Source organism: Microcystis sp. BLCC-F210 (genome assembly GCF_042134685.1).
GTDB lineage: Bacteria > Cyanobacteriota > Cyanobacteriia > Cyanobacteriales > Microcystaceae > Microcystis > Microcystis aeruginosa_D.
The window spans coordinates 4,801,852-4,823,893 of the sequence record NZ_CP169647.1 but is presented as its reverse complement, the minus strand read 5'-3'; the positions used below and the strand labels follow the sequence as shown (position 1 = coordinate 4,823,893).

Below are 22,042 nucleotides of genomic sequence, written 5' to 3'. Positions count from 1 at the left end.
TTCTCTCACATATAGGTAGGTGAACAGCAGCAGTTATTAAAAGAGGGCGAATGCAATTCGCCCCTACAATAATATTATTTTCTGAGATAAGGTGAAAGGGAAGAAGTGTTTTTTTCAAGCCTATAGCTTAATTTAACTCCAATCCTGTTGCTCCTCGCTTTGGCGAATTTGATACACTTGTCCGTGACTGTGCAGTTGTCGAGTTTTTGCCCATAAACTGGCTTCATCTAACTGCCATTTTTCTAAGATTAAATCTAAATCTCTTTGGATTTCTCTTGCTCCCGGAAAGTTTTGATAACGTATGCGTAAACGAGCGCATTCAGCTAAGTTTAAATCATTGGGTTCTGATTGCAGCAGCTGATCAACAATCAGGCGATCTAGTCTTTCCTGTGGATGTTGTTGTTCTTGATTTTTACTAGCCATAATTAATCGAACCAACCGATTTCGGAATCCGTTAACTCTGTGGGGGTAGGATTGGGGGCAATATAACGGGCTAAAGTTGCCATTTCAAAGTTATAAAGACTGGGTTTCTTCGCCACAGGTTTGGTAATTGGTGAGGGTTCAGGGGAGGGGGGGGGACTATTTTCTAGGGTTTTAATTTGATTATATAATTTTTCAATTAACTGTTTTTTCTCAGTTAGTTCTGTTTCTGTTTTACTTAATTGACTCGATAGTTTTTCAATTAACTGTTTTTTCTCAGTCAGTTCTGTTTCTGTCTTACTTAATTGACTCGATAATTGTGCCACCAAAGTAGTTTTTTCCGAGAGGACAGATTCTAAATGCTCAGTCTGTTGTTGTAACTGCTGTAAACTGACAGATAGTTCTAGATGTTCTTGAAGTTCTTTTTCCAGAGAAATAACCTTTTCTTGGAGAGTTTGCTGATTTTTCTCGGTTTTTTCTAACTCTGTTGTTAAGTCGTTAATTTTTGCCTGTAGGGTGGTGTTAGTTTCCTTCGGACGTTTGGGAGAAGGAGAGGTTTGGGATTCTACCTCTTTATTAGCTTCTGTACGGATGAGATCGTTTAAATTACCTTTGGTCATAAGCTGTGCAAATAGGATATTACGATAGAATCGGATACTGTCAAGAAATCTCTTGGTTTAGGCAATCGATAATTATACTAAATCCAGTTATTAAAAACTGATTATTTATTCTCCGTTTTTCATGAGTGCATGAGTAGAAAACGGGTTTCTCCGAGAAACCCGTTTTCTGTGCGTTACTCAACGGATTTAGTATTATTACCCCGATATACAAGCTTGATTAAGCTGGGGAATTGTTCCATAGGTTTTATTGTATAGCTTGAGGTCGATCGATCCCTGTCTATTTAAGGAATGAGAACAAATACCTAAATCTCAGTTTCGCCAGTAAGATTCTAAATTTTTCTGTAGTTAATGATACGGAATAGCAAATTTGTGTCAGACTGAAGGTAGAAGTTGATCGCACCTGTGGCAAGGATAAATTTATGAATATTCAAGAAAAAGCTCGTCTCAATTTAACCCAAGAACGACAAGCAGAAGGAATGCTCGAAGAAAATGTCTTAACTCGTACAGAGGAGCTTTTAGGGGAAGGAGAGGCAGAAACTGCGAAAGCGCGGGTTTTATTAACTGAAAATCGCCAAGAAGAAGAAAAACGTCAAGACCAAATTTTAGAACGTTCGATCGAAGCTATGCAATAGCCTTTCGGTGAAGATTGGCAATATCCACACAAGTATAGATAAATGTCTGTAGAGACGTGGTTTTCCCCGTCTCTATTTCAATTCCCGATAACTAATCACTGTTACACTAATCACTGTTAAGCTCTGGACAGTGAAAAAATGCAGATCCGAAGAAAACACCCCAATCCTGCCGTTAAAGTTGAGAGTTTGAGTTATGTGGTGAAAGTGCCAGAGGCACAACCACAAAATATTTTAGAAGAAATCGTTTGGCATAAGGAGATCGAAGTCGATAAATTGCGTGAAAGGTTGCCTTTATTAGAATTACGCAAAAAAATAGCTAATACTGCGCCACCTTGCGACTTTTTAGCCGCCTTAAAACAGGGTAAAACCCAACCCGCTTTGATTGCCGAAGTGAAAAAAGCTTCTCCTAGCAAGGGAGTCATCCGCGAAGATTTTGATCCTGTAGCGATCGCCCGTACCTATGAACAGGGAGGAGCCACTTGTTTATCGGTTTTAACCGATAGTAAATTTTTTCAAGGTAGTTACGAAAATCTTAGCCTCGTCCGGCAAGCGGTATCTTTACCCCTATTATGCAAAGAATTTATCCTTTATCCCTATCAAATCTACTACGCTCGCTCTAAAGGAGCCGATGCCGTCCTTTTAATTGCCGCTATTTTAAGCGATCAAGACCTAGCATATTTTGTCAAAATTGTCAAGGGTTTAGGGATGACAGCTTTGGTAGAGGTGCATAGTCTGGCCGAATTCGATCGAGTGTTAGCCATTGAGGGAATCGAACTAATCGGCATCAATAACCGCAATTTAGAGACATTTACAGTCGATTTAGACAATACTCGCCAATTACTAGAAGCCAGAGGCGAAAAGGTGCGAGAAAAAGGTATTCTAATCGTCAGCGAATCGGGATTACACACAGCCGCAGATCTGGCGAAAGTGAAGCAAGCGGGAGCAAATGCGGTTCTAATTGGCGAATCTTTGGTAAAACTGCCTGATGCTGCCGTCGGTATCCAGAAATTGTTTGAAAATCGGGAATAGGAGTTAGGAAGTGGGGAGAGGGAATTATGAATTATAAATTATGAATTATGAAGTGGGGAATTGGGGAGATGGGGAAGCTGTCTCATCACCCTATCACCCCAATTCCCTATCACCCTATCTCCTGAATCCTGATTCCCGACTACTGATCACTGATAACTGACAAGGCTATCTGCCGGGATATAATCAGAGTTTGCCGAATCTTAAATCATCCCCTCAGAATTGATGCGATCGAGATTTGGTTTTTTATCTTTGTTAAATATGGCCCAACGAGAGAGGACGAACCATGGAAAATAAAAATATGTTGATGATTCCCGGCCCCACACCAGTGCCGGAAGCGGTATTATTGGCTATGGCTAAAGCACCGATAGGTCATCGGACGGGTGCTTTTAGCAAGGTAATCGCCGAATTAACCGAAAATCTTAAATGGTTGCATCAAACCAGTGGCGATGTTTTAATGTTAACCGCTTCGGGAACCGGTGTCATGGAAGCGGGAATTATTAATTTTCTCAGCCCCGGCGATCGAGTTTTGGTGGGGGATAATGGTAAATTTGGGGAACGTTGGGCGAAAGTGGCGAAAGCCTACGGCTTAAATGTGGATGTAGTTAAGGCAGAATGGGGTAAACCCCTAGATCCAGAAGCATTCACCGCTAAACTGACCGAAGACAAGGAAAAAGCCATCAAAGCGGTAATTATCACCCATTCAGAAACTTCCACCGGGGTTCTCAATGACTTGGAAAGCATTAACAAAGCGGTAAAAGACCACGGGGAAGCTTTAATTATCGTCGATGCTGTCACCAGTTTAGGAGCTTATCATATTCCCATCGATGAATGGGGTTTAGATGTGGTCGGTTCTGGTTCCCAGAAAGGTTATATGATTCCTCCCGGTTTAGGTTTTGTTTCCGTAAGTCAAAAAGCTTGGAAAGCCTACGAAACCGCCAAACTGCCCCGTTTTTATCTAGATTTGGGCAAATACAAAAAAGCCACCGATGAGGATAGTTCCCCCTTTACCCCTCCAGTTAACCTGATGTACGGTTTACAAGCTTCTCTGCAAATGATGAGAAGAGAGGGATTAGCGGCAATTTTCGCCCGTCACCAACGCTTAACGCAGATGACGCGGGCAGGTATGCGCGCCCTGGATTTGCCCCTCTACGCGGCGGATTCCTGGGCTTCCACGGCGATTACTGCGGTGGCCCCCACTCTGGTGGATGCGGAAAAAATTCGTTCGACTCTCAATAAAAAGTTCGACATCGCTCTCGCTGGTGGTCAGGATCATCTCAAGGGTAAAATCTTCCGTATCGGTCATTTAGGTTTTGCCAGTGAGAGGGATATCCTCACGGTTATCGCTGCCATTGAAGCGACTTTAATCGAGTTAGGTGTCGAAAGTGTTACCCCCGGCGCTGGTGTGGCTGCGGCTGCCTCTGTGATGGTGCAGGGTTAATCTTAGATTGGATTTTCCCCTTCTCCCCCTATCCATCAGTCACATCTTTGTTAACATAAAATTTGACAAAGAGAGAAAAGTGTGCAATTTGGCTCAAGGGGGTTCTATGGGGGAACTATTTTGATCAGATAGTTTCCAAGTCTGGCTGATATCACGTCACCCTCCCAGTCTCCACCAAATAGTTTTAACAGCAGGTTCACCTAAAGATGCGATCGCAAACATTCCTCCAAATCTTCGGGTTTGGTAAAATCTAACAAGGCTTCTCCTAAAGCTTCCAGTTGATTAATTGAGAGAGATGGAATTTGCGATCGCATTTCAGTGGTCACTTCACCGAGGTGACGGGAAAGGAGCCGCAGAGCAAGCTTCTTCCGCTGCTTGGGTTCCTTTGAGAGTAGTGAGTACCATTAAAGCAACTCCTAGGGGTAACTGCTGAATTTACCCTCCTAACCAAGAAATTAATCAGGTTGATGAAATTAAAGAAAACCTTGAGCCAAGTTTTGATAAAGTGCTTTGAGAAACTGCACAAAAACAGCGAAATGTAAAACCGTAATTTTCTGTTAGAATTACCAGTAATTAAACACCACGCTTGCAGGAGCTATGGTTAATCTCACCTATAACAAAAATCGCCCTCTTCCCAGCGCTGGAGAATTGCCCTCTTCCGATGAAACTCCAGTGGACAATCAGTTACAGAATGATCTTCCCAATCTGCTGCTAAATTTATTATCCTTAATTTGGTCTGGTCGAGATGATTGGTATTTTGGGGTAGATATGGCTGTTTATTACAACCCAGACGAACCAGCTTTTGTCCCCGACGGTTTCTTAGCAGTTGGAGTCAACCATGATACGGGAGAAAGAGGTCGGTTAAGCTATGTTTTGTGGGGAGAAAAATATATATTACCAATTTTGTTTTTAGAGGTAATTTCCGAGAAGTATAATAGTGAATATGAGGAAAAATTTCTAAATTATCAAAGCCTGGGGATTCTGTATTATGTAATATACAATCCTTTCAGTGGCAGAAGGGGAAGATTTAAAAACCGACAAAGATTAGAAGTATATAAATTAATATCAGGAAAATATGAACTTCTAGAAAGTGAGAATAATCGAGTTTGGTTGCCTGAAATTGGCTTGGCGCTGGGTTACGAAAAAGGAGAACATATTGCTTGGTATCGGGAATGGTTATACTGGTATGACCAGTCAGGAAATCGCTATCTAACGGCTGAGGAAAGAGCGATGAACGCAGAGGCGATCGCTACTCAAGAACGGCTGGCTAAACAAGAGGCGGAACAAAAAACCATCCGGCTGGCTGAAAGGCTCAGAGCGCTTGGAATTAACCCTGATGAAGTGTAGTATCTGACTTGAAAGAGGGTGTGGGGTGTAGGGAAGGAAACCTCTTTCATCTCTGGGGGTGAGAATTTTTTCGTCGGGACTGACTTCTCCAAGGTATCAAAAAACCTCCCCAAAAAAAGAGAGAGGAAACCCGCACCTCCTCTCCCTTCCAGAAAACGGGTTTCTCAAAGAAACCCGTCTTCTTATACTAAATCTGGTTATTAAAAACTGATGGTTCTTCCGAACTTACAATGTAGAAAATTCCCCAAGCTCCCTCTCTGTCCAGCAATGCTCTAAAGTTGATAAATATCAATCTAACAAAAACTCAAAGCTTTACTATACAAGCTTTACAAGCATAAGTTGTTAATAGTTTTACATGACAGGTTCGGTAGAGCCAAACTGATTATCTATTCCCTCTTTTGCCTTTTGCCTCTTGCCTTTTGCCTGTCCTGATATCTAATGTATCCTATACTCAACGGATTTGGTATTAAGTGTCACTGCCGCCCCCAGTAAGCCTAACAGCACCCCCTAGCATTAAGCCGCCTAGGGTGATAAAACTAAGAAGGCTAGAGGGTTCGGGGACACTGACTGGCGAACCAGGGACAGTAAGGACTGAGGGCATTCCATAGAATCGAAGGGAATTGGCTCCCAACCCACTATTAGAATTAAGAATCCATGCGCTATTCGTTGCTCCACTATTTCCTGTCTTGCCAGAACCTGTAAAGGGACTTTCTAGATCAAGACCTACACTACCATCATAACGGGTACGGTAGGGATCGAACCTACAACCGTCCGCTTAGAAGGCGGATGCTCTATCCATTGAGCTACGTACCCACGGAAGCACAATTATAGATCATACTTCCAAAAGTGACAAGTGGTATGACTAATTTTCGCCGTCCAAACTTAATGATGGTGGTGGTGTCCGTGGTGATGATGGTGATCGGAATGAATGTGAGGAATTGTTACCGAACTATTGACAGATAAAGCCTCTTGTGATAGCAAAGCTTCGATATGTTCCCGGGCCCAATCGGCAGCCATCCGGCAAAATTCGGGGTTATCGTTGACACAGGCCATCTGCACATAATTAACTTGGTCGTGTTTGCGGCGTAAAGCTTCGATAATATGCTCCACATCTAGTAAAGTTTCGTGATTTTCCGTAGCAAAGCCAATTGGCATAAAAATTAAGGCTTTTGCCCCTAATTCGATTAAATTCCTCGCCGCTAATTCTGCATTCGGTTGCGTCCATTTAATTAAAGGGGTTTGGTGGTTTAACCAACCCACAGAAATCAAGGGATAACGATAGATTAATTTTTCCCGGACTAACTCGTATAAAGCTTGACTTTCATCGATTCCCGACGTAAATCCCTTAGCTTCGTGGGGACAACCGTGATTCATCAAAATAATGCCAATTTGCGAGGGAAGACAGCTACTAGCTACCTCAGCAGCGATTTTTTCCTCCACTAACCGCGCCATTAGATCTATATAAGCGGGTTGGTTATAAAACGAGGGAATATAGCGCAATCCTTTAACCCAATGTTCCCCCGTTTGTCCTTGAGCTAAAGCTTTGTTAACCTGTTCGATCGCAATGCCACTGGTAAAGATAGAATCAACCACGAGGAGAGGATAGATCAAAATTTTCTCGAATCCCCCTTCGCGGATTTCCGTTAATACTTGTGCTGGTAAAAAAGGCGCACAGAAGTTAAACGCTTTGAATACCTCCACCCGATTACCCCATTTTGCCTGTAAATTGCGCTCGATTTCCTGTCTTTGATGCTCAAAAATGTGGTTATGGGGGGAAATAAAGTGATTATGCTGGTGCTGCCATTCGTGTAGGTCAAATATAGCCAATAATTTCGCTAGGGGAGGATAAACCCAAGTCGGCACAGGAGCGAACTTAGCCGTCAGCAAATTTAAGGCCTGTTCATTATAGTTGGCGAAGTCCTCGTAACTCTCCACTTCCCCGTATCCCATCAATAATACCGCCACTCGATCGCTGTGGTTATGGGTAGCGGCTAACGGTTGTTGATCTGAAATGGCAACCACGTTTTTAACCCCGATTTTCTAAGTGAAAAACGCTATATCACTGGGATAGTAGCACTTTTCTATCCTATCCCCTAGCACGGGATAGACCGCTAAAAATTTATAACCTCTACAGAATCATACAGATTGCTTATCATCCTGATTAATAAAACGATATGTAAAGAAACTTTAAATAATGTTAAGATCGTTGCAGTTCCACTTATGAGAGATATGACAGCAGGCGTGTTTGGTAGCTTACCTTTTCCCAATCAGAGCGGCGATCAACTCATCAGTAAAGTGGTGAGTGCTGCGATCGCTGCATTATTCAAACGCACAGGCAAGCTGACAGCCACTGTCCGCGCCGAACCCGTAGCCAAATTACTGCAAGGCAGTATCGACGGTTTTGACTTTATCGGTCAGTCGATGCTCATGTACAATGGCCTACGCATCGAAGCCATGGAATTGTATGTGCAAGCGGTGGCGATCGATTTTAGTGCCATTTTTACTGGACAGGTGAAACTCCGTCAACCGACGCGCGCCACTTTGCGGGTAGTTTTAACGGAAGAAGACTTAACCACCTCTTTTAATACACCTTTTATTGTCGAAAAACTGCAAAGATTAGAGTGCGAAGGTAAATCAATTCACTGTCAGAATACAGAATTAATTCTCAATGACGATAAAACTTTAACTCTGAAAAGTCTAATTAAATTGGCAGAAGAAGAACCAATTCTGCTAGAAATGACCACTGCTGTGGTTGTGGAAGAACGGCGAAAAATTCAATTTGTTGATGTGGTTTACCAAGGGGACGAAAGATCGAAAGCTTTAGGAGAAGCTTTAATCAGCCATGTTAACAACCTCATGGATTTGGATAAATTTGCTCTCGATGGTACTCAATTAAGGGTCGATCGACTACGTTTAAAAGATAAACAGATTATCTTTTATGGTATCGCCGATATCGAGCGTTTTCCCCAAAGAAAATAGGCAGGATTTTTGCCTTTTAATCGTGCTTGTGGCTACAGGGAGGCACAGGATCGTAACCTCCGGGGTGAAAGGGATGACAACGGAGAAGGCGCTTAATTGCTAACCAAGAACCCCGCAGCACACCAAAGCGATCAATCGCTTCTATGGCATACTGGGAACAGGTGGGTTGAAAACGACAGGAAGGGGGAAATAGCGGCGAAATAAACCGTCGATATCCCTTAATTAAACCAATAAAAATTCCTTTCATCAATGTCACCTCGATCGCCTAAACTAAATAGATAGTCAATTTTCGCTTTTGCCACGTGGAACTATCCCACTCTCTCCTATTTTCGATCGGTTTAGTCGCCTGTTACCTAGCTGTTCTGATTCTGATCGCTGAAAAATTAAAAAGTGTTTTCAGTACCGATGGCGAAATTACCCGCAAAGTTGTCCACATTGGCACAGGAAACGTTATCCTTTTTGCTTGGTGGTTAAATATCCCCGCTTGGGTGGGAATAAGCGCCGCTATCCTAGCGGCAACTATCGCTATCCTATCCTATTTTTTCCCCATTTTACCCAGTCTTAATAGTGTTGGCCGCCGCAGTTGGGGAACTTTTTTTTATGCTGTTAGTATCGGTGTTCTCGTGGCTTATTTTTGGCCAATTTCTCACCCCGAATACGCAGCCATGGGTATTTTAATTATGGCTTTAGGAGACGGATTAGCAGCCCTAGTCGGACAAAATTTCGGTCAACATCCCTACAAAATTTTCGGCAGTGGCAAAAGTTGGGAAGGTTCCCTGACTATGTTGGGAATCAGCTTTTTAGTCAGCTTGATTATTTTATCTTTTATTAATGGCATTAATCCGTCAATTATTCTAGTATCTTTATTAACGGCGATCGGAGCTACTATTCTAGAAACTTTCTCGAAACTAGGTATAGATAATCTCACTGTACCGATTGGTAGTGCCACCATTGCCTATTTTCTTACCCAAATTTTCATCTCAAGCTAGTTTATCTCAGCTTTCAAGCTACCGAAGACCGATGATATTCACTGATAACTGATGACTGATAACTGATAACTGATAACTGATAACTGGTAACTGATAACTGATAACTGATAACTGATATGACCTTTACTATCACTCAAAACCAAAATCAATACCTTACCTATTGTCTCAAGGATGAAGAAGCTGACGCTTATCTGGAAGTGGTTCCCGCTAGAGGAGGAATCATCACCCGTTGGCAAATTTGCGGAGAAGATATTTTCTATCTGGACACAGAAAGATTCAAAGATCCTAACCTCAGCGTCCGCGGAGGAGTACCGATTTTATTTCCTATCTGTGGCAACTTACCCGATAATAGCTATCAACACCAAGGCCGAAACTATACCCTGAAACAACACGGATTTGCTCGTGATTTACCCTGGCAAGTGAGCAAACAAAGCAGCGAAACTGCCGCTAGTTTAACCCTAGAATTAAACAGTAATGAAGGCACTCGTCAAGTCTATCCTTTTGATTTTAAATTAATCTTTACCTATCAATTGCAAGGAAACAGCCTCAAAATTCACCAAAAAGTAATTAATCTTTCCCCCGAAAAAATGCCCTTTTCTATCGGGTTTCATCCCTATTTTAAAGTGACAGATAAAACCCGATTATCCTTTGATATTCCCTCCTCCCAATACCTCGACCAAAGCACGAAAACCCTCCATTCCTACTCCGGCAACTTTGACTTTAATCTCGAAGAAATTGATGCCGCTTTTCTGCAAATTACTCGCCATCAAAGTAGTTTTAGCGATTCCTATCATCAACGTCAAATTGTTATCGGTTACGACGATCTCTATACAACTATAGTTTTTTGGACCCTGAAAGATAAAAATTATATCTGTCTCGAACCCTGGAGCGCTCCCCGCAACGCCCTCAACACAGGCGAACATTTGACCTACTTAGAACCCCAGAGCAGCCGCGAGGCGATCGTGGAAATGCGAGTCAATCAAATTTAAATTACCCCTTGACTTAGCCCAAATAAGATGTTATATTGATAAATCGTGTGCAGAACACGAAACGGGTCGCTAGCTCAGCGGTAGAGCACTCGGCTTTTAACCGATTGGTCTTGGGTTCGAATCCCAGGCGACCCATAAAAACTTACTGATAAAGATTGACTTGTCTTCCCCTGTCTATGGATTAGCTTTGCATACCAGCAGTCCCCAACTAGGACTGGCTCTCTCTAATTTCAGCGATGATAGTCGTCAACAAACTTGGGACTTAGACAGGGACTTATCGAACCTATTCCATCCCTATCTAAAAAAGTTCCTAGCCCCGCAAAAATGGTCTGATTTAGCCTTTCTAGCCACTGCTAAGGGGCCAGGGAGCTTTACCAGTACCCGCATCGGTATAGTCACTGCTAGAACCCTAGCACAACAATTACAGCTACCGATTTTTACCGTCTCCAGTTTAGCGGCCTTTGCTTGGTCACAACGGGATTTTTACCCCCTCGATACCTATCTAGCCCTAGAAATGCCCGCTACTAGAGGACAATTGTATGTGGGCATCTATCAGGGTAATCGGGTATATTTAGCTGATAGCCTGATGACTTTGGAACAATGGCAGCAGATATTAGGAAACTTAACCATTTCCTATCAAAGATTAGCTACACCCAGTTATTTAGGCATAAATGCCCCCGATATCCTCGATTTAGCCTATTTGGACTGGCAAACGGGAAAACGCCCCCATTGGTCGGAGGCACTACCATTTTACGGGATGTGATTAGCAATTGCCTCTTTTTTTCAAACTATAACCAGCTAATCCGAGGGTTAGCAATCCTAAAACTGCGCTAGGTTCTGGGACAGGTTCAACGGAATAAATCGCTACATTACGACTCACTTCATTGGCCACAATTAACAGGGGAGTACCATTGGGACTATCAGCAGCGGGAATAAATAATAATCCTTCGGGAGAGATATCGCCTAATTGCCAATCGTTGATATAATCAGTAAAGAAAGGATTATTGGGATCGGTGATATCATAAACCATAAAACCGCCGGCCCGTTCTAAACCAATAAAACTATAGAGACGATTACCCACAGTTCCCAATGCTAACCCTTCCGGTTCTGGCCCCTTATTATCGCTACGACCATCGAAACTGCTAGGATCGCCTTGAGAATTAAAGATACTAGGAGTTAGGGGAGTTGCCGAAAAAGCCGCTAGAATTTGTTCAAAATCATCGCCACTATCGAAGACTTGGGACAGTCCATTAGTGACATTCCAAATCGAAAAAGAACGACCACCATAGGCAAAAAGTTGGCTATACTCACCTTGGGCGTTAAGTCCGTCGATAGTAGAAACATCCAAACGGCCAAGATTTCGGGCTAATTGCAAGTCGGCCGCATTAGGGAAAACATTGGGGTCTAAGGTTAGAGTAGAAACTCGTCCGGCCTCATCTCTAGTATCCCCTTCATTGGCAGTAATTAAATAGGTTTGTCCGGCGATGGTGAAGGTAGCGATCGTATCTGGTTGGTATAAGCCAAAAACCGGCCAATTATTAATTCTGACTGCTGGGGAATTAGTCGCTCCTCCAAATACTACCCCATCTCGATCGCTAGGATCGAAACCATTACCCGGTGCGTTAAAATTTTTGGCTCCTAGGGGTAAAATGCTGGTGACTTGAGCGTTAACAATATTGACTACGGCAACAGCATTATTTTCCTGTAAAGCTACCCATGCAGTGGTTCCATCGTCGGAAACAGTGATGTATTCTGGTTCCACATCTTGGGAAACCGTTTGACCGGGGAAAATGCGGACTCCCTGATTTCTTAAAGCATTCTCTTGACCATTAAAACTGGTAAAAGTGGCAGTGTTGACCGTGGGATTGAGAACACCAGCACTAAGGTCAATAATACTAATAGAACCATCGGGATTGACACCATTAGCTGCTTCCCCCTCGTTAGCGACCAAAACCCGATTACCGTCAGGAGTAAAGGTTAACATATCTGGTAAAGCGCCCACAGTCACCTGACTCTGAAAGACACCATTAGTATTAAAAAAGACCACACTGCCGTTATTGGTAATCGTACTAGCTTCCATAGCCACGGCCACGATACCATTTTTGATGGCAACGCTGTTAACCCCTGCACCGTAGGAGCTAAGATCGATCGAGGGTAAGGGAATTGGACTAGCGGGATTGCTGATATCGGCAATATCTAGACGATTATTCGGACCGGTCAGGAATAATCTGCGACTAGCGGAGTCATAAGCGGGAATTTCTGCCCCGAAGTTATTAGCAGCATTTGTACTATTGCCAAGACTGCTTAATCGGGTGATATTTAAAGCTGAGGCTGATTCAGTAACAATATTTATACTGCCAGCAATTGACAGCAAGGTTAATAGAAATTTCCAATGGTGACGATCGATAGCCTGAATCATATTTTTAGCTGAAAACCCGCAAGAAAACGCCAAACAATCGCATTTTTTCAGCCCCAAGTTAAGTAGTCGTGCAAAATTAATTTCCTAGTAAAGATAGGCAAAAGGCAAGAGGCAAAAGGCAAGAGGGGGTTAGATATGTGTAATTAATTTTGCTTAGGTACTTAAAGGAAGATTAAACAAGAGAGAAATTAAGGATATCTTCAAAATTTGGCCAAGGTCAGTAAAAGCGAACTAGGAAAACAGCTGACTCGATCGCTTTTTAGTTGAACGGCTCATTTACCAGGGTGATAACATGGTTTAGTATAAGCTCGATCAATATGGAATCAAGACTCGTGTTATCCACTCTCCTAGCCGATTTCAAGATCATTTTTGAACGTGACCCCGCTGCCCGCAACTGGTTAGAGGTACTATTTTGTTATCCTGGATTACAGGCTTTACTGTGCCATCGCTTCGCCCATTGGCTATATCACATCGGGATTCCCTTTATTCCCCGTTTAATTTCCCATCTTGCCCGTTTTTTCACCGGTATCGAAATTCACCCCGGCGCCCAAATTGGTCAGGGTGTTTTTATCGACCATGGTATGGGAGTTGTCATCGGAGAGACCGCCATTATCGGTGATTATGCCCTTATCTATCAAGGAGTTACTTTAGGAGGGACGGGGAAAGAAAGCGGTAAACGTCACCCGACTCTAGGGGAAAATGTGGTCGTCGGCGCCGGGGCTAAGGTTTTAGGTAATATTTATCTGGGTAATAACGTTCGCGTCGGCGCTGGTTCTGTGGTGCTGCGAGATATTCCTGCCGATTGTACCGTTGTTGGTGTACCCGGTCGTTTAATCTATCGCGCTGGAGTGCGGGTGCAACCCCTCGAACACGGTGATTTACCCGACTCGGAAGCGGTGGCTATTCGCGCTCTGGTGGACCGCATTGAACAACTGGAAAAACAAGTGTATGAATTGCAGCTAGAACGGTCAAAAGAACCAGATTATCGAATTAATTGCCCAGTTTTAGCTCATTTAGAAGAAGAAGCGAGTCATAGCTGTTGTCCCGCGGCCGAGCAAGATATGCGCGAGTTTCTCGAACGGGCGGTTTAACCCCGAGAATCTTTTGATATGATAGAAGACTGGTTTTCTAGTGGCTGAAATCCATTCGTCAAAGCTATTATTGTTAAGGACTACTTGGCACCATCCGATGGCTCAAACTGACTCGATCCGTATCCGTGGCGCCCGACAACACAATCTCAAAAATGTTGATCTCGAATTACCCCGCAATCAGTTGATCGTTTTTACGGGAGTTTCAGGGTCGGGCAAATCTTCCCTCGCTTTCGACACTATTTTTGCCGAGGGACAGCGCCGCTATGTGGAGTCCCTCAGCGCCTATGCGCGCCAATTTTTAGGACAATTAGATAAACCCGATGTGGATGCGATCGAGGGTTTAAGTCCGGCTATTTCCATCGACCAAAAATCCACTTCCCACAATCCCCGCTCTAGTGTGGGAACTGTTACGGAAATTTACGATTACTTGCGTTTATTGTTCGGTCGTGCCGGTGAACCCCATTGTCCCCATTGCGATCGCAATATTGCCCCCCAAACTATCGATCAAATGTGCGATCGAGTGATGGAATTAGCCGATAAAACCCGGTTTCAAATCTTGGCCCCGGTAATTCGCGGCAAAAAAGGCACTCATAAGCAATTAATCTCTAGTTTGGCCTCCCAAGGCTTTGCCCGGGTGCGGATTGACGGCAAGGTAGTAGAATTATCCGAGGGCATCGAGTTAGATAAAAAACATCTTCATGATCTTGAAATTGTTATCGATCGCCTGATCAAAAAAGAGGGTTTACAGGAAAGATTAGTGGATTCTTTAACCACTTGTTTAAAGCATTCCGACGGTGTAGCGATTGTGGAAATTCTCGATGAGAATAACGAAGATAATCCCGAAGTTACCAAAGAAATTGTCTTTTCCGAAAAATTTGCCTGTCCCGAACACGGGGCAGTTATGGAGGAATTATCCCCCCGTTTATTCTCTTTTAATTCTCCCTACGGTGCTTGTCCCAACTGTCACGGATTGGGCAGTTTACGGAAATTTTCGGCAGATTTAGTCATTCCAGACCCGAAACAGCCAGTATATTCTGCTATTGCCCCCTGGTCAGATAAGGATAATTCCTACTATCTTTCTCTCCTCTACGGTTTAGGGCAAGCTTTAGGTTTTGAAATTCAAACCCCTTGGCAAAAACTAACAAAAACCCAGCAGGATATTATTCTCTATGGGAGTAAAGAACCGATCTATTTTGAAGATGATTACCGTTACGATACTGGTCGCGGTTACTATCGAGAATTTGCGGGAGTTATCAATATTTTAGATAGGAATTATCAAGAAACCACCTCGGAAGTTATTAAACAAAGACTAGAGAAATATATTGTTAACCAAATCTGTGAAGTTTGTCAGGGAAAAAGATTAAAACCAGAAGCTTTATCGGTACGTTTAGGAGAATATACGGTCACGGATTTTACTAGAGTTCCGATTCGCGATTGTTTGCAGAGAATTAATGATTGTCATTTAACCCCAAGACAAGCATTAATTGGAGAATTAGCTCTCAAAGAAATCAAAGCGAGACTACAATTTTTAATCGATGTGGGATTAGATTATCTTACTCTTGATCGACCAGCGATGACTTTATCTGGGGGAGAATCCCAACGAATTAGATTAGCTACTCAAATTGGTTCGGGATTAACAGGAGTATTATACGTTCTCGATGAACCTAGCATCGGATTACACCAAAGAGATAATAGTAAACTGTTAGAAACCCTGCAAAGATTACGAGATTTAGGTAATACTTTAATCGTCGTTGAACACGATGAAGAAACGATTCGGGCAGCTGATTATTTGGTCGATATCGGTCCGAAAGCGGGGATTCATGGCGGAGAAATCATCTGTCAAGGCAGTTTTAAAAGTCTTTTAAAGTCAAAAAAATCGATAACAGGAGCCTACCTATCGGGACGCAAAGTTATTGAAACTCCCCCCCAAAGAAGAGCGGGAAATGGTAACGCTTTAGTTTTAAAAAATTGCCATCAGAATAACCTAAGAAATATTGATGTAACGATTCCTTTAGGAAAATTAGTCTCGATTACAGGAGTATCTGGTTCAGGCAAATCCACCCTAATTAATGAGTTATTATATCCAGCTTTACAACATCATTTAACCCGTTTAACTCCCTTCCCCAAAGAATTAGAGAAAGTGGAAGGATTGGACGCGGTTGATAAAGTAATTGTCATTGACCAATCACCAATAGGACGCACCCCTCGGTCTAATCCTGCCACCTATACGGGGGTTTTTGACATTATTCGCGAGATTTTCACCGAAACCATCGAAGCAAAAGCTAGGGGTTACAAAGCGGGGCAGTTTTCTTTTAATGTTAAGGGAGGACGCTGTGAAGCTTGTTTAGGTCAAGGGGTAAACGTCATCGAGATGAATTTTCTCCCCGATGTCTATGTGCAGTGTGATGTGTGTAAAGGGGCGCGTTATAATCGGGAAACCCTACAGGTTAAGTATAAAGGTTATTCGATCGCCGATGTCTTAGATATGACGATCGAGGAAGCATTAAAAGTCTTTGAAAATGTTCCCCGGGCCACCACCAGATTACAAACTCTTGTGGATGTGGGTTTAGGATACTGTAAACTCGGTCAAAGCGCTCCCACTTTATCTGGTGGGGAAGCACAAAGGGTAAAATTAGCGGCCGAATTATCCCGACGGGCCACCGGAAAAACCCTATATTTGATTGATGAACCGACTACGGGTTTATCTTTTTATGATGTGCATCATCTCTTAGATGTGTTACAAAGATTGGTCGATAAAGGTAATTCGATTATCGTCATCGAACATAATCTCGACGTGATTCGCTGTAGCGATTGGATTATTGATTTGGGACCGGAAGGAGGGGACAAGGGAGGAGAATTAATCGCGGTGGGAACACCGGAAACCGTGGCTAAATGTGAACAATCCTACACCGGTCATTATCTTGCCCAAGCATTACTTCAATATCCCCCAAAAAAGTAGGATAATAAGTAATGGCACAAGATTAACTTCTTGGTTAGGATAGGAAATAGGAAAAAGGCACTCATGCAAAAGGCAAGAGGTAGTTATACTCAACGGGTTTAGCATGACTATAAACATGAATAATTTTAAAATACTCCTCATCGGCTACGGTAATAATTTAAGAAATGATGACGGAGTGGGAGTGAGAATAGCTGAAATTATCGCTGAGGAGAATTGGCCTAATCTGCAAGTTATCGCTACCCATCAATTGACTCCTGAATTAGCAGCCGATATAGCTGATGCTTCCCTAGTGATTTTTGTTGATGCCGTATTATCTAATCAAACCAATATCCAGATAGAAAAATTAGCAGCCGTTACCGAATGGAATAATTTAGGTCATGCAGAAAATCCCGCTTCTTTATTAGCATTAACTCAAGCAATTTATCAACAAACTCCCAGGGCCTGGGGGATATTTATTCCTGCTATTAATTGTGAATTTGGTGAAGAATTATCAACAATAACTCAAAAAGGATTGACAAAAGCGATCAAAGCTATTAGGGAAATTATTACTTATGAGAATTTGACTGAATACAAAAAGCAGGACTCTGATAATCTTCCAGCAGATAATTTTCAGGAATATTGCTGTGATTACTATGAAGAGGCATAATTTCGATACTCACTTCGTTACGTTTATCCTAAATATTTTGATGCAATTTAGAATAAATAGGATTTGCTGAATAAATCTAAAAACTTTGTTGGTTAAGACTTTTAGACTTTTTTTCCCTCAAAAATTGCCGACCATTGGAGTGATCGGGGGTAAAATTCAGGTACTTTTTCCCTGAAAATTAGGTAATTGACTACCTCAAAATCGGTAAAACCCTAGACCCGTTCGGACTTTGGACGTTCGGCGAGACTTCGGACGTTCGGCGAGACTTCGGACGTTCGGCGAGCTCAGTCGAGCGGACGGTGAGCCTGTCGAACCGCCGCGTGAGCTTTTGTTGAACGCCGATCTCACGGCCGAAGCCTAAAACCCTATTTACTAATAATTTCGGGGGTTTGCGGATTAGGAATCGGTTCAAAGTTGTCGGCGTTAGTCAGATATTCAGGATAGGTAGAGAATTGGGGTAGTATTTCTAGGGTAAAAGCTTCGGCGGCTTTTGATCGATAGCGATTCGGGTTAAGAATTACCGATAAAGTGCGTCGTATTTCCACATCTTTAATTCTGGTAGCGTGGATAACTCCCATTTGTAGTTCTTTTTCGATCGCCGTCACCGAGACAAAAGCTGCCCCTAAACCAGATTGTACGGCATTTTTAATCGCCTCGATCGAGTTAAGTTCCATCTCCACTTTTAAGCGTTTGGTATCGATATCGCAACGAGTTAAAACCTTGTCGATGACTTTGCGAATCGTCGATTGGGAATCAAGGGTGATAAATTTTAGTCGATATAAATCCTCTTTTTGAATCATTTCTACCTTAGACAGGGGATGAAAAATAGGCAGGACTAAAGCCAATTCATCTTCTGCGTAGGGGATAATCCGTAGAGTTTCTTGTAATTCGGCGGGAACTTCTCCCCCGATAATGGCTAAATCCACTTGGCCGTTAAAAACACCCCAAGAGGTACGACGGGTGGAATGAACTTGTAGCTGTACGGATACTTCTGAGTATTTTTGCCGAAAAAGCCCGATCATGCGGGGAAGAAGATAGGTTCCCGTGGTTTGGGAAGCGCCAACGATTAGGGTTCCCCCTTGCAGATTTTGCAGATCTTCGATCGCCCGACAGGTTTCTTGACAGAGAGTGATAATTTTTTCGCCGTAGCTTAATAGTAGGTGTCCCGCTTCTGTTAATTGGGCTTTCCGACCGCCTCGGTCAAATAACGGCACATTTAGCTGTTTTTCGAGGTTTTGTACCTGAAGACTGACCGCCGGCTGAGATACATACAAGGTATCTGCTGCCCGTTTGAAGCTTCCTTCGGCAGCGATCGCTTTGATAATTCTCAGTTGGTCTAGGGTGAAAGGAATGTCGGTCATAGAAAGCCTCAAAAACAGCGACAGGAGAAGGGGAGGACAATAGCGACAAATCTTAAGCTAGTGCAGATAAATACACTGAATTGACAGTACCACACCATGGGGATCAATACTTCAGGTAGTTCGATGATCGGTTATTTTAGCCCTCAGCCATCACCTGATCACTCATCACCCTATCTTTCGCTCAAGGGGGACTGGAGAGGGAAAATAGAGGAAACTTTGCCCTTACCACTGCGTCTTTAGCTTCTAAGCAAACAAGTGTCACGCTTGCGATAGAATAGATCGGACTTAGCCTAAATGGGGTCAGCGAAAGAATGTGCGGAATTGTTGGCTATATCGGAACCCAAACAGCGATCGATATTCTCCTAGCTGGTTTGGAACGTTTAGAATATCGGGGTTATGATTCGGCAGGGATTGCCACAATTCTCGAAGGTGAATTACATCGAGTCCGCGCCCAGGGAAAACTCTACAATCTGCGGGAAAAATTAGAACAGGAAGTTAATCCCTCCCAAATTGGCATCGGTCACACCCGTTGGGCAACCCACGGCAAACCTATAGAAAGTAATGCCCATCCCCACACGGATAATAGTCAACGAGTGGCAGTGGTACAGAATGGCATTGTCGAAAATTTTCAGGTATTAAGAACAGAATTAAGGGAAAAAGGCTGTACATTTGACTCGGAAACCGACACAGAAGTTATTCCCCATCTAATCGCCAGTTATCTACCCAAACCTACCGATGAAGACTCCTTGGGGGTAAGTCCTTTCCTCAAATCGGTTTTGACGGCAATTGAACGTTTAGAGGGGGCCTTTGCTCTAGCGGTGATTAGTCCCGATTATCCCGATGAATTGATTGTCGTGCGGCAACACGCCCCTTTAATCATCGGTTTTGGTCAAGGGGAGTTTTTCTGTGCCTCTGATGTCAGCGCTTTGGTTCCCCATACCCGGGCGGTGCTGTCCCTTGATAATGGCGAAATCGCTCGGTTAACACCCTTGGGAGTAGAAATTTATAATTTTGAGGGCAAAAGAGTCCGTAAAAACCCCAGAATCCTCGATTGGAGTCCGACCACTGTAGAAAAACAGGGCTATCGTCACTTCATGCTCAAGGAAATCTACGAACAACCAGGAGTGGTGCGCGACTGTTTGGGAACCTATCTGCATCCCCATTGGACGGCACAAAATGAGGATAATGTCAACCCAATAAATCTTAATTTTTCTGAAGAAATTTACGATAATTTAGAACATATTCAGATTTTAGCATGTGGAACCAGTTGGCACGCTAGTTTAATCGGTAAATACTTGATTGAGCAGTTGGCAGGTATTCCCACAAGAGTACAGTACGCCTCGGAATTTCGCTATGCACCCACGCCCCTGATGCCCAATACTTTAACTATCGGAGTGACGCAATCGGGGGAAACTGCCGATACTTTAGCGGCTTTGGAAACGGAAAAACAGCGTCGTTTAGGATTAGAAAAAAAATATCAGGCCCGGATTATCGGGATTACTAATCGCCCCGAAAGTACCCTAGCACAAATGGTCGATCAGATTATTAATACCCAAGCAGGAATCGAGATTGGGGTGGCGGCAACTAAGAGTTTTACCGCCCAGTTATTGGGTTTTTATCTCTTGGCTTTGGATTTATCCTATCGTCGTCAAACTTTGTCTTTAGAGAGAATCGAGCAAATTATTAATCAAATGCGATCGCTGCCAAGATCTATCGAAACTGTCTTGGAAACACAGGAAAAAGCGATCGAAGAATTAGCCCATGAATTTAATGATACCCAAGACTTTATTTTCTTGGGACGGGGGATTAATTTCCCTATTGCCTTAGAAGGGGCTTTAAAACTCAAAGAAATCAGTTACATTCATGCGGAAGGCTATCCCGCCGGAGAAATGAAACACGGACCAATTGCGCTTTTAGATGCAAAAGTTCCCGTAGTAGCGATTGCTATGCCGGGGATAGTTTATGATAAGGTTCTCTCCAATGCACAGGAAGCAAAAGCAAGAGATGCGCGATTACTGGGAGTAGTTGCCGACAGCGATACGGAAGCATCAAAAGTCTTTAACGATTTGTTGTGTGTGCCAGAAATTGAGGAATTGTTGTCGCCGATTTTAACAGTTATTCCCCTACAATTGCTCTCCTATCATATCGCAGCCCGTCGCGGTTTAGATGTGGATCAACCCCGCAATTTAGCCAAAAGTGTAACGGTGGAGTAAGGTTCATTAGCTTGAAAGTATGGTTTAAGAGTCTATAGGTATGGTCATTTTAAATAAGTATGATACAGTTGAAAAATAGGTTTCTTCTTGTTTAATAGGATAGGACTCTTTCTAGAATTATGTTAAATTCTCGACTGAGACTGTGCTGACCCTTCGACTTGGCTCAGGGCAAGTTATTTTTAGCAACCTCTCCTAGCTCTCTAAGCCTAAGTATCCTAGCATTTTTTCCAGTATTATTACTACTAATACTATCCCTAAAGGTGTTTTTTTCCTTTATTTTTCCGAAGGTGCTTGACTTGTTTCAGTTTTTCTATTAGGCTCAACGTATATTTTATACTAAATCTGGTTATTAAAAACTGATTATTTATTCCCCCTTTTGCCTCTTGCCCCTCCTCATAACTAGCCTGTACTCAACGGATTTAGTATTAAAGGTTAGCGGTCACTTCTCATTTTATAAAGACAGTGATCGCTTTTACTTTTGATAAGTACCTAAGCAAAATTAATTACACATATCTAACCCCCTCTTGCCTTTTGCCTCTTGCCTTTTGCCTATCTTTGCTAGGAAATTAATTTTGCACGACTACTTATTCTGATGGAAGAATGAAACAGCCCGGGGATTTAGGGGGATCAAATTTTTGTCAGTCCTTTGGGATGCTTTTGGGGTAGATAGCACCGAGATTGACTTGCAGCAGTTTGATTTGTTCTGCTCAACCAGCACCGTCCCGGTTGAGCGAGTTTACCGTTGGTTGTCAACCATCTGATCGGAGGTTTGCATCGATCACCTAGGTGGAAATTCAGTTACGCGCAAGATCAGGTATTTTTATTTGAGCAACGCTAAGAGAGAAAGAGCATCGCAGGTCATATATCTGTAAAAAGTGCTACAATAAGCTAAGATTCCATCAAAGGTTAG

General features: G+C 42.9%; 19 protein-coding genes, 2 tRNA genes and 1 pseudogene. 13 read left to right on the top strand and 9 right to left on the bottom strand.

Features of this window, described 5'->3' with window-relative positions; genetic code table 11:
* Window positions 1-132: 132 nt before the first annotated feature.
* Together ACE3JL_RS23500 and ACE3JL_RS23495 are read right to left on the bottom strand one after the other, a co-directional pair.
* The gene (locus tag ACE3JL_RS23500; protein WP_185239536.1) at window positions 133-423 is read right to left on the bottom strand and encodes a DUF3288 family protein; all 291 of its coding nucleotides are present in this window, start codon (window positions 421-423) and stop codon (window positions 133-135) included.
* A gap of 2 nt (window positions 424-425) precedes the next feature.
* Window positions 426-1,040, bottom strand: coding sequence for a hypothetical protein (locus ACE3JL_RS23495; RefSeq protein WP_375328511.1), 615 nt, complete (start codon window positions 1,038-1,040; stop codon window positions 426-428).
* Between the two features lie 419 nt (window positions 1,041-1,459).
* Between ACE3JL_RS23495 and ACE3JL_RS23490 the strand changes: the two genes are divergently transcribed.
* The 3 genes from ACE3JL_RS23490 (at window position 1,460) to ACE3JL_RS23480 (ending at window position 4,139) form a co-directional block, all read left to right on the top strand.
* Window positions 1,460-1,672: a hypothetical protein gene (locus ACE3JL_RS23490; RefSeq protein WP_108936364.1), complete on the top strand. Its 213-nt coding sequence runs from the start codon at window positions 1,460-1,462 to the stop codon at window positions 1,670-1,672.
* 138 nt (window positions 1,673-1,810) lie between these two features.
* Window positions 1,811-2,701: an indole-3-glycerol phosphate synthase TrpC gene (trpC, locus tag ACE3JL_RS23485; RefSeq protein WP_375328510.1), complete on the top strand. Its 891-nt coding sequence runs from the start codon at window positions 1,811-1,813 to the stop codon at window positions 2,699-2,701.
* A 283-nt stretch (window positions 2,702-2,984) separates the two neighbouring features.
* A complete protein-coding gene (locus ACE3JL_RS23480) occupies window positions 2,985-4,139 on the top strand; it encodes a pyridoxal-phosphate-dependent aminotransferase family protein (protein ID WP_375328509.1) in 1,155 nt (384 codons plus the stop codon).
* Between the two features lie 200 nt (window positions 4,140-4,339).
* Here the strand turns inward: ACE3JL_RS23480 and ACE3JL_RS23475 are convergent, their stop codons facing one another.
* On the bottom strand, window positions 4,340-4,465 hold the full coding sequence (locus ACE3JL_RS23475) for a DUF4351 domain-containing protein (RefSeq protein ID WP_334310895.1): 126 nt from the start codon (window positions 4,463-4,465) through the stop codon (window positions 4,340-4,342).
* Window positions 4,466-4,736: 271 nt separating this feature from the next.
* Between ACE3JL_RS23475 and ACE3JL_RS23470 the strand changes: the two genes are divergently transcribed.
* Window positions 4,737-5,486 (top strand): Uma2 family endonuclease, encoded by a 750-nt coding sequence (locus ACE3JL_RS23470; RefSeq protein WP_150976411.1) that lies wholly within the window; start codon window positions 4,737-4,739, stop codon window positions 5,484-5,486.
* Between the two features lie 740 nt (window positions 5,487-6,226).
* Here ACE3JL_RS23470 and ACE3JL_RS23465 read toward each other — a convergent pair.
* Together ACE3JL_RS23465 and ACE3JL_RS23460 are read right to left on the bottom strand one after the other, a co-directional pair.
* Window positions 6,227-6,299: transfer RNA gene (locus ACE3JL_RS23465), tRNA-Arg, on the bottom strand.
* 69 nt (window positions 6,300-6,368) lie between these two features.
* Window positions 6,369-7,508 (bottom strand): ferrochelatase, encoded by a 1,140-nt coding sequence (locus ACE3JL_RS23460; RefSeq protein WP_271989650.1) that lies wholly within the window; start codon window positions 7,506-7,508, stop codon window positions 6,369-6,371.
* Window positions 7,509-7,706: 198 nt separating this feature from the next.
* Here ACE3JL_RS23460 and ACE3JL_RS23455 point away from each other — a divergent pair, with 198 nt between their 5' ends.
* The gene (locus ACE3JL_RS23455) at window positions 7,707-8,465 is read left to right on the top strand and encodes a DUF2993 domain-containing protein (protein ID WP_271989649.1); all 759 of its coding nucleotides are present in this window, start codon (window positions 7,707-7,709) and stop codon (window positions 8,463-8,465) included.
* Window positions 8,466-8,481: 16 nt separating this feature from the next.
* Here ACE3JL_RS23455 and yidD read toward each other — a convergent pair whose 3' ends face one another.
* Window positions 8,482-8,712, bottom strand: coding sequence for a membrane protein insertion efficiency factor YidD (yidD, locus tag ACE3JL_RS23450; RefSeq protein ID WP_271989648.1), 231 nt, complete (start codon window positions 8,710-8,712; stop codon window positions 8,482-8,484).
* Window positions 8,713-8,767: 55 nt separating this feature from the next.
* Here yidD and ACE3JL_RS23445 point away from each other — a divergent pair, with 55 nt between their 5' ends.
* The 4 genes from ACE3JL_RS23445 to tsaB all read left to right on the top strand — a co-directional run bounded on the left by ACE3JL_RS23445 (window position 8,768) and on the right by tsaB (window position 11,206).
* Complete coding sequence (locus tag ACE3JL_RS23445) at window positions 8,768-9,454, top strand: diacylglycerol/polyprenol kinase family protein (protein ID WP_375328508.1); 687 nt, start codon at window positions 8,768-8,770, stop codon at window positions 9,452-9,454.
* Between the two features lie 116 nt (window positions 9,455-9,570).
* On the top strand, window positions 9,571-10,443 hold the full coding sequence (locus tag ACE3JL_RS23440) for an aldose epimerase (protein ID WP_375328507.1): 873 nt from the start codon (window positions 9,571-9,573) through the stop codon (window positions 10,441-10,443).
* A gap of 63 nt (window positions 10,444-10,506) precedes the next feature.
* Window positions 10,507-10,578 (top strand) — tRNA-Lys (locus tag ACE3JL_RS23435).
* 25 nt (window positions 10,579-10,603) lie between these two features.
* The gene (gene tsaB / locus ACE3JL_RS23430; RefSeq protein WP_271989643.1) at window positions 10,604-11,206 is read left to right on the top strand and encodes a tRNA (adenosine(37)-N6)-threonylcarbamoyltransferase complex dimerization subunit type 1 TsaB; all 603 of its coding nucleotides are present in this window, start codon (window positions 10,604-10,606) and stop codon (window positions 11,204-11,206) included.
* Here tsaB and ACE3JL_RS23425 read toward each other — a convergent pair whose 3' ends face one another.
* The gene (locus ACE3JL_RS23425) at window positions 11,207-12,862 is read right to left on the bottom strand and encodes a choice-of-anchor I family protein (protein ID WP_375328506.1); all 1,656 of its coding nucleotides are present in this window, start codon (window positions 12,860-12,862) and stop codon (window positions 11,207-11,209) included.
* A gap of 317 nt (window positions 12,863-13,179) precedes the next feature.
* Here ACE3JL_RS23425 and cysE point away from each other — a divergent pair, with 317 nt between their 5' ends.
* From cysE to ACE3JL_RS23410, 3 genes are all read left to right on the top strand, one after another.
* Window positions 13,180-13,953: a serine O-acetyltransferase gene (gene cysE / locus ACE3JL_RS23420; RefSeq protein ID WP_271989641.1), complete on the top strand. Its 774-nt coding sequence runs from the start codon at window positions 13,180-13,182 to the stop codon at window positions 13,951-13,953.
* 97 nt (window positions 13,954-14,050) lie between these two features.
* Window positions 14,051-16,912 carry an excinuclease ABC subunit UvrA gene (gene uvrA, locus ACE3JL_RS23415; RefSeq protein ID WP_271989640.1) on the top strand — a complete coding sequence of 954 codons (2,862 nt, stop codon included), beginning with the start codon at window positions 14,051-14,053 and terminating at the stop codon, window positions 16,910-16,912.
* A 115-nt stretch (window positions 16,913-17,027) separates the two neighbouring features.
* On the top strand, window positions 17,028-17,558 hold the full coding sequence (locus tag ACE3JL_RS23410; RefSeq protein WP_271989639.1) for a hydrogenase maturation protease: 531 nt from the start codon (window positions 17,028-17,030) through the stop codon (window positions 17,556-17,558).
* A 365-nt stretch (window positions 17,559-17,923) separates the two neighbouring features.
* Here ACE3JL_RS23410 and ACE3JL_RS23405 read toward each other — a convergent pair whose 3' ends face one another.
* Window positions 17,924-18,919, bottom strand: coding sequence for a LysR family transcriptional regulator (locus ACE3JL_RS23405; protein WP_150976399.1), 996 nt, complete (start codon window positions 18,917-18,919; stop codon window positions 17,924-17,926).
* Window positions 18,920-19,230: 311 nt separating this feature from the next.
* Between ACE3JL_RS23405 and glmS the strand changes: the two genes are divergently transcribed.
* A complete protein-coding gene (glmS, locus tag ACE3JL_RS23400) occupies window positions 19,231-21,132 on the top strand; it encodes a glutamine--fructose-6-phosphate transaminase (isomerizing) (RefSeq protein ID WP_271989638.1) in 1,902 nt (633 codons plus the stop codon).
* Window positions 21,133-21,226: 94 nt separating this feature from the next.
* Here the strand turns inward: glmS and ACE3JL_RS23395 are convergent.
* Window positions 21,227-21,455: pseudogene (locus ACE3JL_RS23395) on the bottom strand (hypothetical protein); the annotation flags it as partial.
* Window positions 21,456-22,042 lie beyond the last annotated feature (587 nt).